Below are 16,271 nucleotides of genomic sequence, written 5' to 3'. Positions count from 1 at the left end.
TAAATCTAGAAATTTTAATGGAAGTGTTATGTTTAGAGTTGTGTATGAATGGCGTGTGCCAAGTGAAAAAATGGATGAGTTTCAAAATATATGGCGTTCGACGACAGATTCAATTCATCAGTCAGTAGAAGGGGCGCTTGGTAGTTTTATGCTTCGTTCTTACGATGTACCGGAAAAGGTTTTAACTATTGCCAAGTGGCGAACACGTGAAGACTGGGAGCGGTTTTGGGGAACTAGTAACCCAGAAAAAATGAAGAAGATGAGTGAAATTGCAGAGCGTATTTCAGTTGAACCATTCGATGAAATTGAAGATAGAACTAAGTAGGGCAATAGAAACGTTAAAGTGATGCCTAATGAACAGTTTGGCGGACAATATGAAAGACAACCTTAACCAAGGAATAGGGTTATGCAGATTTTAATCGTTGGAGGTAGTAAGGGTCTAGGAAGGTTCTTGGCTACGAACTTACAGGGTACAGAAATTTATGCGATTTCTAGATCAAAGCTAGTTGATGAGGGAGTCGCTTCTGTTTGTATTGACGTTGATCCCGGTAAAAAGCCAGATTATACGTGCTTCAAAGGTGTAGAGTTTGACATCATAGTTTATTTGGCGTCGATGTGGGGAGAGTCTTCAGAATTGACAACAAACGAACTGATTGAGTTTATGAATGTTGGTCCGATTGGGTATCTTAATTTAGTCAATGAGCTTAACGCTTTAGGTTCACTTAACGATAAATGCAATATTGTATCTATTGGCTCTACAGCAGAGCTTTCAGAAAGTAGTGAATACCCTGCATTCGCCCTCAGTAAAAGATTACTCAAAGATATTTCTAGCCAGCTGCAAAACGTTTATCGTGATTACCGCTTTACTCACTTTACAATAGGTGGGATCGGGCATGCTGAAGAGGAACGTATTGAGTATTCGAGTGTTTTGGAGATTATAAATATGCTAACCAAGCTTGATCCAAACACATACCTTTCAAATATGCATATAAAGTCCAAGCTAGGAATGTAGCTCTCAAGCTGTATTACGTACCTGCTTCTATGGTTTGGCATCATGTGCATTCTTTTTATTGAGCTATGGTTATAACTCCAATGAAAGGAGTTTACTTATGTCATACATTGATGGGTTTGTCGCTGCAGTGCCGACAGCGAATAAAGAAAAGTATATCGCACACGCAAAAATAGCAGCAGAAATGTTCAGGGAGTTTGGGGCCTTAAAGGTTGTTGAGACGTGGGGGAGTGAAGTACCAGATGGTGAGATCACATCATTTCCCATGGCAGTTAACGCTGAAAGCAACGAAACCGTTGTGTTTTCGTGGGTAGTCTGGCCTTCAAAAGAAGTTCGAGACTCAGGGTGGCTGCGGATCATGGGTGATCCTCGAATGAGTCCAGACAATAACCCAATGCCCTTTGATGGAAAGCGTCTCATTTATGGCGGATTTGATGTTATTTTGGAGCAGTAAAATAACAAATAATCTCAACTCGATTCGTGACACTTGGTGTTTTAATCAGTATTACGCTTCTGATGTACGTTCAATAGAGTATTCCGCGATAAGTGTTGATAAAACTCCATTTGGAGGCTTAGAGTAAAAATGGAAGAGATAAATTATTCACTGATTGTCGTATCAGCTATCGCTGCCATCGCTAGCCCTGGACCTGCAACTCTTGCGATAGCAGGCACGTCAATGAACCACGGTCGACGCTTTGGTGGGTATTTGGCTGCAGGTGTTTTAACGGGGTCTTTATTTTGGTCAACCTCAGCCGCTTTTGGTCTCGCAACCATACTCTATAGCAATGTTTGGCTTTTTGAAATTCTTAGATATTGTGGGGCATTTTATCTTTTATATTTGGCTTTAAAGTCCGTACATTCTGCCTGCAACATCGAGCAGCTAAAGTTACCCAAAACATACGTAACGACAGAGAAGGGTAACTACTTAACCGGAGTGTTAATTCACTTAACTAACCCAAAGGCTATTCTGTTTTTTGGTGCGCTTTATTCGATAGGGGTTCCTCCTACGGCCAGTCCGTTGGAATTGTTGTCGGTCATTTTTGTTGTAGGGCTGGTTAGTGCTTTGGTTTTCTTTGGCTATGCTTTTCTTTTCGCGTATAAAAAGGTCAGGCAAACCTATCTCAGATCCAAAGCAGTTTTTGAAGGCGTGTTCGCGTTATTTTTTGGTGTGGCAAGTATTAAGTTGCTGCTTAGTGAGGCAGGAAAATGAAGCAAAAAAGGCTTGAAGAAATAAGAATAGATAATCTATCTGATTTGACGGTCTATTAAGTATACTAAGTGGCCGATTTGTTAACTTCCATAAGAGCTGCTGGCTAGAAAAAGCTTACAACCAAACGATGCTAAATATTATCATTCAAAGGGCTAACAAAGGCCCATAATTTAATTCGTATCACTGTTCATGGTTGTGCTCTTCGCGCAGTGCTGTAGTATTAGTAACGTGTTGTTAATACTAAATATAACCAATTGAAACCTGGACGTTGCATTACTTGTAGTTCGATGAAATGTTATCCCGCAAGACGTTAATTTGGAGAAAAGAATGGATTCAAACTCACTATTATTATTTGTTGTCGCTTGTCTCGCTATCAACATGATTCCTGGACCTGATGTAATTTATATTGTTTCCAATACAATGAAAGGTAAATTATCTGCTGGGTTGAAAGCGGCTCTGGGGCTTGGTATTGGTTACTTTTTTCATACACTAGCGGCATGTTTAGGTTTGTCAGCAATAATTCTGAGTTCATCTTTGGCTTTTAGCGTTGTTAAATGGTTAGGGGCCGCTTACCTAGTTTATTTAGGTGTTCAGTCATTACTGTCTATGTGGCGTGGAGAAAGTAAAATCGTTGAAAACAAAAATGTTGATAATAATAAAAATGTGTTTGTTCAGGGGGTTATCGTCAGCGTCTTGAATCCAAAAGTAGCGCTATTCTTTCTCTCGTTTCTGCCTCAATTTATTGATACGTCTGCAAGCTCAACATCAATGCAATTATTAGTACTTGGCTTGCTGTTCAGCGTACTTGCGACGACATGTAACGTTTTGTACGCCTCTGTGGGTAATTGGGTATTTAGTCGTCCACACTCTCAGCGTTATTCAAGAACTCTTGAAGGTGTTTCAGGTATTCTACTTATCAGTCTAGCGAGTAAAGTGGCATTTAGTGATCGTTAGATACAGGGCATTTTATTCTCGTGATTATTATATGGCTAATGTTTGCTCAATCTATACGCTAAATGAGTGCTATTGCATAGGTTGAATCACAAATTTCAAAAATACCAATAAGTGAACGTATTTATTTATAGTATGGTTGGCGCGATTTTATCGTAGCTAGGTTAATAACATGAAAAATAAAGTAATTCTGTGTTCCGCATTCCTTTTGGGTTTGTCAGGTTGTGCTTCTGTTCCTACTGTTGATTCGACAGTATCAAATCAAATGAAATCATTTGAAGCACCTCAAAAGGGGAACGCAGGGATTTACATTTACCGAGAAGATGCTTTTGTCGGAGCAGCGCTTAAAAAGTATGTTTACGTCGATGGGGAATGTATTGGTGAAACCGCTCCTGGTGTATTCTTCTACCATGAGGTCGAAGGCAATAAAGAACATCAAGTAAGTACAGAGTCTGAGTTTTCTGAAAATCACTTAACTATCTTAACGGAAGAGGGCCGTAACTATTTCGTTAATCAATACATTAAAATGGGTGTATTTGTTGGTGGTGCGGGCGTGGAACTCGTAGACGAAAGCAAAGGTAAAGCAGAAGTACTAAAAGTAGACATGGCAGAAAAAGGAAACTGTTCTTCGATCTAGTTTTACTAACAGACCGCTTTTTAGATTAAAACACACATTATCAATGTAACCCAACGCTTGATGAGAACCATACAGCGTTGGGTTTTGTATTTTTGACAAACAGTATACCTATTTCAGACCGCATGATTTGCCACCTCCTAGCTTGAGCCAATTTATCGTTCAAAGTATCTACTTGTGAAACGTGAATTTTCGAGAGGATTTCGTAGGGAGCAATCCTACAAACGCGATTAACTGATATGCCATTCCATCATTAACCTTGTCGAGTGTATTGCTAAACTAGGTAGCGGTGTGTCTCCTCTCATTAAACAAATAATAGGTATATCAGTTTTAGCTTCTATGCCTTTACATCATGCACTCGGAGCGCAATTTAAAATCAAAGGGCTAACACCAATATTAGAGAAAAATCTTGAAAGTCACCTTACACCACTAACGAAACTCTCTGTTTCAAACATTACCTCAAATCGACTAACGCAGATGGTTAATAATGCGTTAAACCCTTATGGCTACTATCATTCCGAGCTCAATGTTCAGAGATCAGAGAATGATCTCATCACGCTTGAGGTTGACGCAGGGGAGGTGATGTTGGTCAAAAAATCTAATATTGCTGTGTCGGGAGAGGCCAGTAATGATCAGGATTTCATCGAATTAATTAATCAAGCTCAACTTAAACAAGGTCAGCCGTTGCTTCATTCTGAGTACGATACGTTAAAGCGAAACTTAATTTCATTGGCTCAGCAAAAAGGTTATTTAGATGGGCGTTTTATTGAATCGTCTTTGGAAGTCATTCCCAGTTTGAATCAAGCCCATGTGAATCTGCATTTCTCTAGTGGTTCTCGTTACCAATTTGGAGAACTCTCTGTTCTTACGTCGGGTATCGAAACGGCACGAATAGAAGCGATGAGAACATTTGAACGGGGCGACGATTTTGATACTTTGAAATTGAGTCAATATCAGGCCGATCTTTCCAGTACTGATTGGTTTCGCAGTGTGATTGTGAAAGCGGATTTCGAGGAGATATCCCATGGTCATAAGGTGCCGATAGAAGTGCTCGCAGAGCCGAATTCACGCAATATTGTGCAAGTCGGTGGAGGGTATTCGACAGACTTGGGATTACGCGCTTCGCTAAACTGGACCAAGCCTTGGTATAACGCACGTGGACACAGTTTTGAGGCACAAGCGTACGCTTCCAAACCGGAACAATCGCTATTACTAGGTTATAAAATTCCCACCCAAAATGTTCTAACGGATTACTACGGGATTCAGTTTGAATCTAAGCATGTCGACTATCGAGACACATCGAGTTTTTCTAATGATTTATCGTTTGAAAAACACTGGCAGTTAGACAGTGATTGGCAAAGCACCATGCACGTTCGTTATTTGCAAGAAAGTTATCGACAAGCGTCGGAGAATAACGAATCACAGTTGTTATTACCGGGGGTGACATTTTCACTGCTTGATCGCAAGAACGATCAATTAGAAGTAAAGCACCGTCACGTCTACTCATTGGAATACTCAGACCCTAATTTTTTCTCCGATTCTCGTTTGCTGCGTATTGAAGGCAACAGTGTGCTGTCGTGGGATATTAGTGAAAAACACAAGTTTCACTTTCGTTCCAATGTTGGCATTAATGTCGCTGACACTTTGAGTGATATCCCATCATCATTACGCTTCTTTGCGGGAGGTGATGGCAATCTTCGTGGTTATGGTTATGAGTCTATCTCTCCGAGAGATGAAAATGGCGATTTAACCGGTGCTCGTTACATGTTTACTGCTGGGCTGGAATATCAATATCAGGTCTACCGCCAACTGTGGCTTGGGGCATTTTATGATGTTGGTGATGCCTTCAACGATAGGGTGGATTGGAAAAGCGGTACAGGGTTGAGTTTGATATGGAATTCAAAATACGTGCCCGTCAAAGTGGACTTTGCTTATGGTTTAGATGCCCCACAAGGAGACCAATTCCGCGTTCACTTTTCGCTAGGCACGCAGTTTTAGCGGCATTAAAAAGGCTCTCATCCTTGCAGATAGAGAGCCTTTTTAAGTCTTGATTGTTTAGAGTTCGAACTCACCATTCAGTTTCTTGAATATCCAGTTAGGCGCCTTATGCCATCCACCATAGTTTGGATTCTTAGTATGGATCTCATGCATTGATTGCCACTGAGTTTGGCCTTGTCCATCTCGAGATACTCGCCAAAACAGTTCATCTTGTTGTCGAGTTAAGTAGTGCATGACATGTTCTGCAAAGGCTTCGCTTTGGACCAACACACCAAATTCCACATTGAGGAAATCCGATCTTGGGTCGAAGTTTGATGAGCCGATATAAGTTAGCCGATCATCGAGTATCACCGTCTTGTTGTGATAATAAGTATCCGCATGGAAGTAATGGTCATCATTTTTCGCTTGGTTTTTGTACTCAAGTATATGAACGCCCTTATCCAACAAGGTTTGGCGATGCTCCTCGTAATAAGCCGGAATAAAGCCAGAATCATTAGATGCAGACGAGTTCGTCATTAACGTGATGTCCGCTTTTTGCTCCATCAAGGTATCAATAAAGGTAAATTCACCATCACTTGGTACCACATAAGGCGTTGATATCACTGCTTTTGATGCAGAGGTTATTTGTTGCCAAACTTGGTGTTCTGCACGTTTTCTAAAGTAGGGTTTGTTGTTTGCTAACTTGTTTAATGAGTCGAAAACGGGGGTGACTTGCGCAGTAATGAAGTTGGGACTGGTCAGTTGCTTAACTTGTTTTTCAACTTCCGCCTGAATGGTGCTTTTGTCTTTCTCACCTTTATTAAGCGCTTTAGTAAACGCGGAATAGTTTGGGGTAACGTTAACGATGTTTTCTATTGGCGTAACATGTTCGCTGTCCCAAAGTTGTTGGTAGTTTTTGTCGAATGCTCGAATAATGCTGCCTTTGAACAAGACATCCATATCAAAGAAGTTGGCTTTGCGGCTGTAACCAAAATAGTCGTCGCCAATGTTACGTCCACCTAGAATCATCCATTGATGGTCGACGTTGAAGTACTTCTCGTGCAGACGATTGTCCAAACGTTGTTGATGAGTAGAGAAGTTGACGGCGCGACCAATCCAACCTGACTTACGTGAATCAAACGGATTGAATAAACGGATTTGAATGTTGTCGTGAGCGCTGAGATCAGCAAGCCATTTCTCGTTAAACACTAATAAGTCATCGAGAGTGAGTCGAACTTGCACGCCTCGATCTGCTGCTTGCTTGAGTTCATTGAGTAGCATCAAACCAAGCGTGTCACTCTCCCAAGAAAAGTAAGTCATATCGATGCTTTGCTGAGCGTTTCTTACCAGTTCAACACGACGAGCAAAGGCTTCTGGAGCGGTAGGAATTAAGTAAACTTCGGATTGATGCTGAGTAGTTTGCCAATTGGCTTCAAAATCCGGTTCAACTTGAGGGTAGGGCTGGGCACAGCCAACCAACAGCGCGCCGAAGATAAAGAGTAGCAGAGCACGAAGGGCGTTAGGAAACATGAGTAAACCTTCCTAATTATGTTCAAGGAATAAGGATGAAAAAAGCCAGCGGACTGGCTTTTAGGTATTCGGTAACGAGTTTTTAGTGGCTGAGGATGAAGTTACATGTGACTCAGAATCAGCCCAAGTTCCTCGAGACCGTTGAGGCGACCTTGGCGCAGTTTTGGATCGATGCCTGAGTGATGAGCATTGTCCCAGTCTTGTGTGGATTGAATACCGCCATCGTTATCGATCAGCAAAACTCGATCAGTCGCACTGTTGTATTGGAAGTCTTCAAATAAACGTTCGCTAAACCACATACGAGAGAGCTCGTTCATCATTGCTTTGTCTTTGCTACCCGGACGAACACTTGAACCATCAAGCTTTAATGCTTTATTAAACACAAATGGTAATTCCGATGCATTGCAAGCGCCGACAATACAACTGATGCTTTTGAGTAAATCGCCAACGTCGAGATCGCCATTTTCACCTTTGGTATTGTAAGTCCATACGTTGAATCCAGGTTTGTAGTCAAAGTAGTAAAAGCTTGGCGTCGCTCCTGTTGCTTCTTCAGTTGAAACTTTATGACGGTTTGGACCCGTGAAGAGCAAATCATGCAAAGTGGTTTTGAATTGCTGCATGTTTTTGGTCGCACCATTTAGTTCGCTTTCATCGTTAGGGAAGAAGTCAGCCAGAGCAAGTAACTCCGTTGTTGAATCGGAGTTCCCCAAACCGAAGAACAACTTAGTCATCGCCTCATAAGCGGTGCTAGGCAGCAGTTCCAATAAGTCAGAAAGATCGAGTTCAATTGAAGCTGAATCGCTGAGTAATGAACGATATTCAGCGCGTAAACGGTTTAAGTTCGTTTCCGATTCTAGCCACTCCACCATGTATTCGACGATTAAGTTTTCGTCACCACTTTCAATGATCTCTGGCGCTTCTTGGCTCAAGATTTCAATGATAGTTGGGATCAAAAATGTCAGGCTCGGCAGCATGCCCAGAGTATTGCTTTCTGCACTGTTAGAGCCAATTACCGTCGGTACGATCCATTCACTCTCAATCGCTTGTTCAGTAAAGTGATAGCCTGGAACTTCTTTCACTAGAAACGCTGGTGGGCGATGCTCGATGTAAGGCGCAAATGGCATCAACGTAGCTAATGGGCTGTTGTCTCGTGTTGGACTTATAACCGGAATATTCGCAGCGGTCAGTACCCAGCTCTTAAGACGTTGAATGGGATCAAGCATCTCGCTCTGTACCTTCATGATCTCTTCAAGTGGTAGTAACGCAAGATCTTCAACGCTTTGTTCTGGTCTTTGGCTCTTGGCAACATCGTAACTTTTATATTCAAAGCCGTACGCGTTGCTTTGCATGATGGCACGCTGAAAGTGCTCACCTGCGATTGCAGCATCGCCTTTTGATTGCTGTAAAATTCCCACAGACATGGCACCCGCACCTTGACCCATGAGTGTCACGTTTTGCGGATTGCCGCCGAATGCCTCTATGTTTTGTTGAACCCATTCAAGCGCGTGTTTTTGATCGCCTAGGCCAAAGTTACCGCCCTCTGGGTTGTCCAAACCATCGACCCAAACACTGCCCAACAAGCCCAAGCGATAGTTAAAAGTAACTGCAATAAACGGGTTACCATCGTCAGCACCTTGTGCAACCACCATATCACCATGAATCAGCGGTTCTGAGCCCGCGCCGTATTCAAAGTCTCCACCGTGAATAAAGACATACACTGGCAAATCTGCGTACGCTTCTGTCCCTGCTGGTCGCCAAATGTTTAGGTTCAAACAATCTTCTGATTGCGTTTGTGCCGTGGTTTTTAACTGCGGGCACGCATCACCGAACTGAGTCGCATCAATATCGCCTTCAAGTGGGATCGCAATGCTGTGCTGAAAGCGGTCTGCTTGCGCAAATTGGATACCTTTGAACGCCTCTACCGCTGCCAGTTTTTCATCCGCAGCAAGAGGCGTGATGACAAGGGACTCTTTGGTCGCTTGAATGGTTGCATCGCCAATTTCCAAAGCGATTTGCTCTGGTGGTAAGGGTTGTAGTGGCTTCGGGCTGTTAGGAACGCTAGGTTTACCAGAGTCATCACTGCAAGCTGCTAAGGCAAGAGTGATGGTAATGGCTAAAGTTGAGCGATTGAGTAAAGTCATTGTTATGTCCAAAAAGTCATTTGGTGCGTGCACCGAAAATGTTAAACGGCATCTAACAAGCGACGTCCTGACGCTTTGGCATTAATCCGTGAATGGTTGGATGGCTTGTTGTATTGATGGCTCAAATGGTAGGACATCGGCGACAGTTTCAGTAATCGCCTTTGTAGGATGCAGTCCTACCATCGTCTAGGGGCGGGCTCTTTATGAGAGCTAGAAACGGTAACCAAGATTTAAGGTTACTGACTCTCGAGTTTCCCCTTTGTTATAGAGAAAGGTCAGGTTGTAGTTTTTGCCGATTTGCTTATTGAAACCAGTCAAAAACGCCCATTGATTAAGATCTACACCAATGTCGTAATCGAATTCGATATCACCACTTTTTACATGCCCGTCCATTCGAGCGTCCAGTCCTTGATATTCTGCTCCGACAAAGAACTGCGTGCGATAATCGACAAGTTGATAACCCAACATCGGCTGTACAGTAACAATACCATCGCCCCAATCATCTAAGCCCTTTAAGCGAGTTTGCGAATAGGTACCAGTGACAGAAGCAAAGAATTCTTTATAGCCAACCGAAAGGGTTGTACCTATACCTCGAAGGTCATATTCCAAATGCAACGGCACGTCTAAGCGTCCGCGACTACAAAGTGCAGATAAACCATCGCAAAACTTATCACCTAATCCTGGCAGTTTATCGTTCAGCTTATCTTTTATGTACTGGCCACCTTCACCCGTGTAGGAGGCATCAACATTGGCATCGACATTAACTTTTCCGATGTAACCAAATACATTCCAAAATGGCAGGATGTTTACATCGCCACGAAGCGTCATGCTCTCAGCACTGACGATGCCGACACTGTCTTCTGGATCAAACAGTTCATTAAGGCCGATACCTTCAATCGTGAAATCATTAAATGGAATATTCATATCTTGATTTCGATACGCTAGCGACACACCAAACGGCAGAGGCAAATCGATACCTTGACGACGAACCATATCACCCATTAAAGGAAAAACGCGGTCTAGCTTAACACTGGCTTCTTGCATGCGTGGATCAGAGACCTCATTCAAGCGTTTTTCGTCTAGTACTTGCACGCCAAGCTTATCTTCATAAATCGCTACCGGTTTTACGCTGCTCATCATTTCGAGGGGTTTATTTTTCTTTGAACCAACTATCTTGGTGTTTTTACTGGCAATCGCAATTTTGCCTGATGTTAACTTCTGGAAGAGGATCTCTTGATCGTAAGAATCCACTTGGTAGTTGTGATGTGTGAACGGTTTATCGTTGGTAATGACCATACGTTTCGGTTCACCATTAACCAACTCAATATCAACGCTTAAAAAGCGGAAGTAGGCGATATCTTGAGGAAGACCGTATTTTGAGTAATTGAAGCTGATGATCACATTACCGTTCTGATCCTCTTTTGCTCTTACTGATGACGGATCAAAACTCTCCGCGTAGTTTCGAAGGCGGTATTCTGTTCGTGTGAAAGCTTCGATCTCATCAAGTACTTTTTCATTTTCATCGAGTTGTTCAGGGTTGTACTTGATACGCAGATCAATGTTGCCTTTGTTATCGGTGTTCTTAACCAAGTAGACGGACGAATCGCGAACGCTATCACCGATTTTAACACTTCGGTGGGCATGCTCGACCAAATGCTCGCCTTGAACTAGAGAGCTGATGGCCAGTTTTGGTAAATCATGACTGATACCGTATTTGTCGAAGAGTTGGCGACCTTGTTCCATGACTTCGTTGTAAGTTGTCTCTTCTGCGGCGAAGCTAAAAGTGGGGGTAGTAAGCATTAGTGCGCTCGCTAGCACAGTAAGAGAAGATGTCTTGCTAGCGCGTATTTCAAAAAAACTCATGACGATTTCCACTCTGAATAGCCTCAAACCTTCGAGACTCAGACAGTTAATGTGTCACTGAACTTCTTGTTCAGTTAGATAGATGTGTTTGCTGTGATTGATGTTGTGAATGCCGTGTTTTTAATTGCATTTCGTAAATCAATGAGAGGATTTTATGGTGGGTAGAGAAATCCCGTTAATCGCTTTTGATGGATACTATCCTCGCTTTCAGGGTGAGGCAGGAATAGGGCAGTGAACAAAGCAAAAAGCCCCGCAGAGCAAAAGCAATGCGGGGCTTTAGTTTCAAGAACGGAGGTGACGCTTAGGCCGTGACGCGAACACGGAACAGATCAGTAAACAACTTGGCAATCATCAAAATGATCATAATGTTTACCAGCATCAGCAAGGGCGTTTCAATTCGATATGCTGGGGTTAAGTTGAGCGCACCCGATGTCAAAACAACCAATAAGTTAATACCTAGAATTCTATGTACCATCAGTTTTGGTGTGGAAAAGACCTTCCAAATCACGATGATGTTAATGAAGTAGAACAAGGCAAGTTGCCATAGCTCGGTCATCATTGGCATTAAGAAAATGTATTGCAGAAGGATTACCGTCCCCGTGCCTATTACTCCAAAAAAAGCATCCTTAATAATACTCGGAGGCATGGTAGGAACGAGTGATGAGAATACACCGGCCAGCATAGGGAAAATAAACCCTCCGGGCACAGGAAGGTAAATCCAGATCAGCAGCGACGTCACGAACATGGAGACACCTTGCAGTACCTTTCTGCTGTCTTCATTCAAATGCTGGATGAAGGTCCGATGCTCATGATGCCAGACAGTATTGTTATCTCCTTGAATGACAAAAGGGACGTCGCCAACAAACGATGTACTCGGCTTTTTAATATCAAAGCTTTGAAGTTGCTGTGCTAACGTCGGCCAATCGATCTCGTTACGTTGCGGCTTATCGGCTTGTTCTAGCAATCGGTCTTGGAGCTGTGCCATCTCATTTAAACGCGCGCGCCATAGCTGACGATGCTCTTTTAAACGGTAGCTACCAGTAAGCGGTAAACCGAGCAATTGGAACATTTTTTCTATGTTGGCAGTATTGGTTTCCACTGCTTCGATATCAATGTGGTGAGGGTTATTCATGGCACTAAGCATCACCTCACGGCTTGTCTCAAAACGCTGAATGAAGTTTTGTTCCGTGTTTACTGGCCACACTAAGCGATACACCACCGAGAAGGTGATCACGCCAAGAATCGTCTCCTGCATACGAAGGACGGCGAAGTGGAACGTTGCTTGATTGTCAAAGCCACCCATGCAGGCGACGATCGAACACACAGCAAAACCGATGGTAAACACATAACCATAATTTTCGTCGCTCGACATGAAAATGCACACACCCAAAAACAAGGTGAAGAAGGTGAGGAACAAAAAGCGGTCTTGAGAGAACATCGCGATAAGAAAGAAGGCATAACCGATGCCCAATAAGGTTCCCAGCAATCGGTTATTACCTTTGTTTATCGAGTGTGCGAAGCTTTCGTTCAATGCCATCACCGCGACCGCAATTGCCGCCCAGTAAGGTTTCTCCCATTGAAACCATAGGGCAAGGCAGATCGCGATAACGATAGAAAGTGCAGCTTTGATCGCTTCTTTGGTAGAGGCGTTGAACATAACAATCACCGAATTATTTAATGATTTTGATAGAAGCCGTCATACCCACGCGAAGTTGCAGATCGTCTGGCAGTTCATCCAGTTTTACTTTGATGGGAATACGTTGAGCCAATCGAATCCACTGGAAGTTCGGATTGACGTTTGGCAGGAGGTCGTTGCCTGTGCTGCCATCTTGCTTTGCAATACCGTAGCCGATGCTTTTGATTTCCCCTTTTAGTTGCACATCGTTGTGCATCATCAAGGTTACATAAGCAGTGTCTTCAGGATTGACGCCTACCAGATCTGTTTCTTTGAAGTAACCCTCTATCCAGAAGCTGTCTTCATCAATTAAGGCTACGACCGGAGAGTTGGCGACCACTTGAGAACCGACGCGTAAGTTCAAATTAGTGATGTAACCATTCGTTGGAGCATAAACTTTGGTGTAATCAAGGTTCAGTTTTGCTTCCTCTACATTGGCTTTCGCAAGTTCCACGTTGGCCACCGCCGTTTCTACCGCATTGTTTAGGTTGTTCAATGTCAGTACCGGTACGGCTCCAGGTGTGCGCTTTTCTAACTTAAGTGCGCGTTGCTCTTCGTTTTTTGCTTTTGCTAACAGAGCGACCGCTTGCTTTTGAGTCGCCAATGCTTTGTGGTATGCCGCTTTATAGATGCTAGGATCGATCTCAAACAGTAAATCGCCTTGTTTTACTTGAGAGTTGTCTTCGACATACACGTTAATGACTTGTCCTGTCACACGCGGCGTGATTGAGACAATGTATGCACTGACTTGACCGTCTCGTGTCCAAGGGCTGCTTGAGTACGACTGGTAATAGCTGAAAATCACACTGCCAGCGGCACAAAGCAGTAGCAATGTGATGAGATAACGTTTAATCACGGGATTTGCCTCAAAAGATGGTAATGAATCGACCAATAACGCCAGTAAAAATCACAATTAGACTCAGCTCTGCGAGTGCAGGAAATGCAACGTATTTGTGGATACCCAGTTTTGTAGCAACGGTTCCGACCAAAATGGTGAGCATGTAAGCCAATGCAATAACCAGCAACAAGGGTGGGAAGTAAACTTCGCCCCACACAAGTTCATGTGGCATTGAGTTCATGGTGTTTTTCTCTATTAACTTGATGAATGGAAAGATAAGGCAAATGATGACATCCGTGATAATCGCTTTTGGAGGATCTAATCCATCAAACGAAAGGTGCTATGCGCTAAATAGAGGGAATGATGCAACCAAATCGCTTTTTGGAGAGCGAAAACAAAAATAAAATTATTTTGCGATTTATCTGGTGCCTATTGCAGAACACTAAGTTATTCAATTTTCGACAATTATTTTTCAATGTTTGCGTTTGAATATGCGAAGTGATGGTTTCGTCCTTCAAATGGGATTACGAGTTGTGAGTTTTTGTTCCTAATATTCGCTTCGAAGCAAACGAGATGCTTTTTAAATTAAATAATCCAACAAATATGAGTGACAGATTATTCGTTAGATTATTTGAGTTTTATATTTATTAATAAGAGTAAAATTGTCATGGAAATTATTTCTAACCTTTTTGACATGGCACCATTTGTTGCTCTCTTTATTACGCTCTCTCTCGGTTATATGGTTGGTAAAATTACCATTGGTCGATTTGTTCTTGGCGGTGTTGCCGGAACATTATTAATGGGTGTAATTATTGGGCAATTTGGTGTTCATATTGATCCCGGCGTAAAAAGCATTTTCTTTGCGCTCTTTATTTACGCAGTAGGGTATCAAGGTGGTGCGCAGTTCTTCAAAGCATTGAACTTTAGAACCATCAACATTCTACTTTCTGCCGTGGTTATGACGGTTTCAGGTCTGCTTTGTGTGTTAGCGGCAGCTTGGATGTTTGATCTAGACAGAGGTACGGCAGCAGGTCTTGCAGCTGGTGGTTTGACTCAATCGGCAATCATCGGTACAGCGGGTGATGCGATCGCACGTCTTGGTGGTGTGACAGAAGAAGCGAAACACCTAATGCAGACCAACGTCGCAGTCGGCTATGCAGTTACGTACATCTTTGGTTCGCTTGGTCCAATTCTTATGGTGACATGGGTATTCCCAACACTGATGAAGTGGGATATCCGAGCAGAAGCGATTGCTCTAGAAGAGAAAAACTCAAATGGTAAGCGCGATCTTGCGCCGGGTGAATTCAACGCAGTAACCGCGCTGGTTACACGAGCATTTAAAGTGAGCAAAGATGGCGGGCTAGCAGGCAAAACCCTAGCTCAGTTAAACCAACACGCTCTAGCTGCTTGTATTGAATTGATTCAACGTGATGGCAAAGTGCTAGAAGTGGACAAATTCACAGCACTGAAAGAAGGTGATGTCATTGTTGTAACAGGTCGCCGTAATGCGGTACATCAGCTGCAAGATGGTTTGGCTGACAATGAGATTGCACTTCCTGAAGGCTATGAAGTTATTGAAGAAAACCGTCAACTGATCGCAGACAATCGCAAGCTGATTGGTAAGTCGCTGCAAGAGATCAAAGAGGCTTCGAACCAAGGTTCAATGCGCGGCATTTATGTGACGGATTACATTCGTGAAGGCAGCTCTATCGAAATGACGCCGGATCTTGTGGTGAAGAAAAACGACGTCATCCAGCTTACAGGTACAGCAAAAGACATTAATCGCGTTGAGAAAAACATCGGTCAACGCATGGGCTCTGCAACCATGACGGACTTTATTGTGCTTGGTATGGGTATGGTGCTTGGTCTATTGATTGGTCTCATCAGCTTTAAGATTGCAGGTATTCCCGTCACCATCGGTTCTGGTGCAGGTTGTTTGATCTCAGGTTTGATCGTCGGTTGGTTGCGTAGCCGCAATCCCCACGTTGCTCAGTTCCCAGAAGGTGCGGCGAACTTCATTCGAGATTTCGGTTTGGCAGCATTTGTGGGCATTGTTGGCCTTGAAGCGGGCCCTCAAGCGGTCGACACCATCAAAGAACACGGCATGTCTCTGTTGTTCCTCGGTATGGCTGTGACCATTATTCCTCAGTTTATTTCGTTCTTCTTCTCATACTTTGTATTGAAGATTAAGAACCCAGTGGAAGCACTTGGTTGTGTTACAGGTGGACGAAGTGCGAACCCAGCATTCGCGGCTTTAATGGAAAAAACAGGCAACGCAACGCCAGTATTCTCATTCACCGTGACTTATGCAGTGGCTAATGTACTGCTTACCCTATGGGGTCCAATTATTGTCGGCATTATTACTTTAAACGCAGGCATGTAATTTAAATAAATTTGAACACGCTTATCGCCTAATTAAATAGGTGGTAGGGGAAGTATTATC

General features: G+C 43.1%; 14 protein-coding genes. 8 read left to right on the top strand and 6 right to left on the bottom strand.

Going from position 1 to position 16,271, the window contains the following annotated elements; genetic code table 11:
* Positions 1–28 precede the first annotated feature (28 nt).
* The 7 genes from R7Q46_RS22990 to R7Q46_RS22960 all read left to right on the top strand — a co-directional run bounded on the left by R7Q46_RS22990 (position 29) and on the right by R7Q46_RS22960 (position 5,802).
* Complete coding sequence (locus R7Q46_RS22990; protein WP_033907479.1) at positions 29–325, top strand: antibiotic biosynthesis monooxygenase family protein; 297 nt, start codon at positions 29–31, stop codon at positions 323–325.
* A gap of 81 nt (positions 326–406) precedes the next feature.
* Positions 407–1,012, top strand: a complete 606-nt coding sequence (locus R7Q46_RS22985) for a hypothetical protein (RefSeq protein WP_213872154.1) — start codon at positions 407–409, stop codon at positions 1,010–1,012.
* A gap of 97 nt (positions 1,013–1,109) precedes the next feature.
* Positions 1,110–1,463, top strand: coding sequence for a DUF1428 domain-containing protein (locus R7Q46_RS22980; protein WP_005387184.1), 354 nt, complete (start codon positions 1,110–1,112; stop codon positions 1,461–1,463).
* A 129-nt stretch (positions 1,464–1,592) separates the two neighbouring features.
* Positions 1,593–2,219 (top strand): LysE family translocator, encoded by a 627-nt coding sequence (locus R7Q46_RS22975; RefSeq protein ID WP_064354013.1) that lies wholly within the window; start codon positions 1,593–1,595, stop codon positions 2,217–2,219.
* A 327-nt stretch (positions 2,220–2,546) separates the two neighbouring features.
* Positions 2,547–3,173 carry a LysE family translocator gene (locus R7Q46_RS22970; RefSeq protein ID WP_033907480.1) on the top strand — a complete coding sequence of 209 codons (627 nt, stop codon included), beginning with the start codon at positions 2,547–2,549 and terminating at the stop codon, positions 3,171–3,173.
* Between the two features lie 169 nt (positions 3,174–3,342).
* Positions 3,343–3,807, top strand: a complete 465-nt coding sequence (locus R7Q46_RS22965; protein WP_005377099.1) for a DUF2846 domain-containing protein — start codon at positions 3,343–3,345, stop codon at positions 3,805–3,807.
* Between the two features lie 336 nt (positions 3,808–4,143).
* Positions 4,144–5,802, top strand: coding sequence for an autotransporter assembly complex protein TamA (locus R7Q46_RS22960; protein WP_262638129.1), 1,659 nt, complete (start codon positions 4,144–4,146; stop codon positions 5,800–5,802).
* Between the two features lie 57 nt (positions 5,803–5,859).
* Here the strand turns inward: R7Q46_RS22960 and R7Q46_RS22955 are convergent, their stop codons facing one another.
* The 6 genes from R7Q46_RS22955 to R7Q46_RS22930 form a co-directional block, all read right to left on the bottom strand.
* On the bottom strand, positions 5,860–7,311 hold the full coding sequence (locus tag R7Q46_RS22955; protein ID WP_262647557.1) for a phospholipase D family protein: 1,452 nt from the start codon (positions 7,309–7,311) through the stop codon (positions 5,860–5,862).
* 101 nt (positions 7,312–7,412) lie between these two features.
* The gene (locus R7Q46_RS22950; RefSeq protein ID WP_262647558.1) at positions 7,413–9,452 is read right to left on the bottom strand and encodes a carboxylesterase family protein; all 2,040 of its coding nucleotides are present in this window, start codon (positions 9,450–9,452) and stop codon (positions 7,413–7,415) included.
* 210 nt (positions 9,453–9,662) lie between these two features.
* Positions 9,663–11,315 carry a hypothetical protein gene (locus tag R7Q46_RS22945; protein ID WP_213871892.1) on the bottom strand — a complete coding sequence of 551 codons (1,653 nt, stop codon included), beginning with the start codon at positions 11,313–11,315 and terminating at the stop codon, positions 9,663–9,665.
* Positions 11,316–11,616: 301 nt separating this feature from the next.
* Entirely contained in the window at positions 11,617–12,972 is a 1,356-nt protein-coding gene (locus R7Q46_RS22940; RefSeq protein ID WP_262647559.1) for an FUSC family protein, read from the bottom strand.
* A 13-nt stretch (positions 12,973–12,985) separates the two neighbouring features.
* Positions 12,986–13,846, bottom strand: coding sequence for an HlyD family secretion protein (locus R7Q46_RS22935; RefSeq protein WP_005435679.1), 861 nt, complete (start codon positions 13,844–13,846; stop codon positions 12,986–12,988).
* 10 nt (positions 13,847–13,856) lie between these two features.
* Positions 13,857–14,069, bottom strand: a complete 213-nt coding sequence (locus R7Q46_RS22930) for a DUF1656 domain-containing protein (protein ID WP_031781105.1) — start codon at positions 14,067–14,069, stop codon at positions 13,857–13,859.
* 426 nt (positions 14,070–14,495) lie between these two features.
* Between R7Q46_RS22930 and aspT the strand changes: the two genes are divergently transcribed.
* Complete coding sequence (gene aspT, locus R7Q46_RS22925; RefSeq protein WP_031781104.1) at positions 14,496–16,211, top strand: aspartate-alanine antiporter; 1,716 nt, start codon at positions 14,496–14,498, stop codon at positions 16,209–16,211.
* The last annotated feature ends 60 nt before the right edge of the window (positions 16,212–16,271 follow it).

It is taken from the genome of Vibrio sp. 811 (genome assembly GCF_033339195.1).
This window is presented reverse-complemented; position numbering and strand designations above follow the sequence as displayed.

Bases quoted from the DNA above. Each gene is read 5' to 3' on its own strand.
- R7Q46_RS22990 (WP_033907479.1), top strand. From the start codon at position 29: ATGTTTAGAGTTGTGTATGAATGGCGTGTGCCAAGTGAAAAAATGGAT.
- R7Q46_RS22985 (WP_213872154.1), top strand. From the start codon at position 407: ATGCAGATTTTAATCGTTGGAGGTAGTAAGGGTCTAGGAAGGTTCTTG.
- R7Q46_RS22980 (WP_005387184.1), top strand. From the start codon at position 1,110: ATGTCATACATTGATGGGTTTGTCGCTGCAGTGCCGACAGCGAATAAA.
- R7Q46_RS22975 (WP_064354013.1), top strand. From the start codon at position 1,593: ATGGAAGAGATAAATTATTCACTGATTGTCGTATCAGCTATCGCTGCC.
- R7Q46_RS22970 (WP_033907480.1), top strand. From the start codon at position 2,547: ATGGATTCAAACTCACTATTATTATTTGTTGTCGCTTGTCTCGCTATC.
- R7Q46_RS22965 (WP_005377099.1), top strand. From the start codon at position 3,343: ATGAAAAATAAAGTAATTCTGTGTTCCGCATTCCTTTTGGGTTTGTCA.
- R7Q46_RS22960 (WP_262638129.1), top strand. From the start codon at position 4,144: ATGCCTTTACATCATGCACTCGGAGCGCAATTTAAAATCAAAGGGCTA.
- R7Q46_RS22955 (WP_262647557.1), bottom strand. From the start codon at position 7,311: ATGTTTCCTAACGCCCTTCGTGCTCTGCTACTCTTTATCTTCGGCGCG.
- R7Q46_RS22950 (WP_262647558.1), bottom strand. From the start codon at position 9,452: ATGACTTTACTCAATCGCTCAACTTTAGCCATTACCATCACTCTTGCC.
- R7Q46_RS22945 (WP_213871892.1), bottom strand. From the start codon at position 11,315: ATGAGTTTTTTTGAAATACGCGCTAGCAAGACATCTTCTCTTACTGTG.
- R7Q46_RS22940 (WP_262647559.1), bottom strand. From the start codon at position 12,972: ATGTTCAACGCCTCTACCAAAGAAGCGATCAAAGCTGCACTTTCTATC.
- R7Q46_RS22930 (WP_031781105.1), bottom strand. From the start codon at position 14,069: ATGAACTCAATGCCACATGAACTTGTGTGGGGCGAAGTTTACTTCCCA.
- aspT (WP_031781104.1), top strand. From the start codon at position 14,496: ATGGAAATTATTTCTAACCTTTTTGACATGGCACCATTTGTTGCTCTC.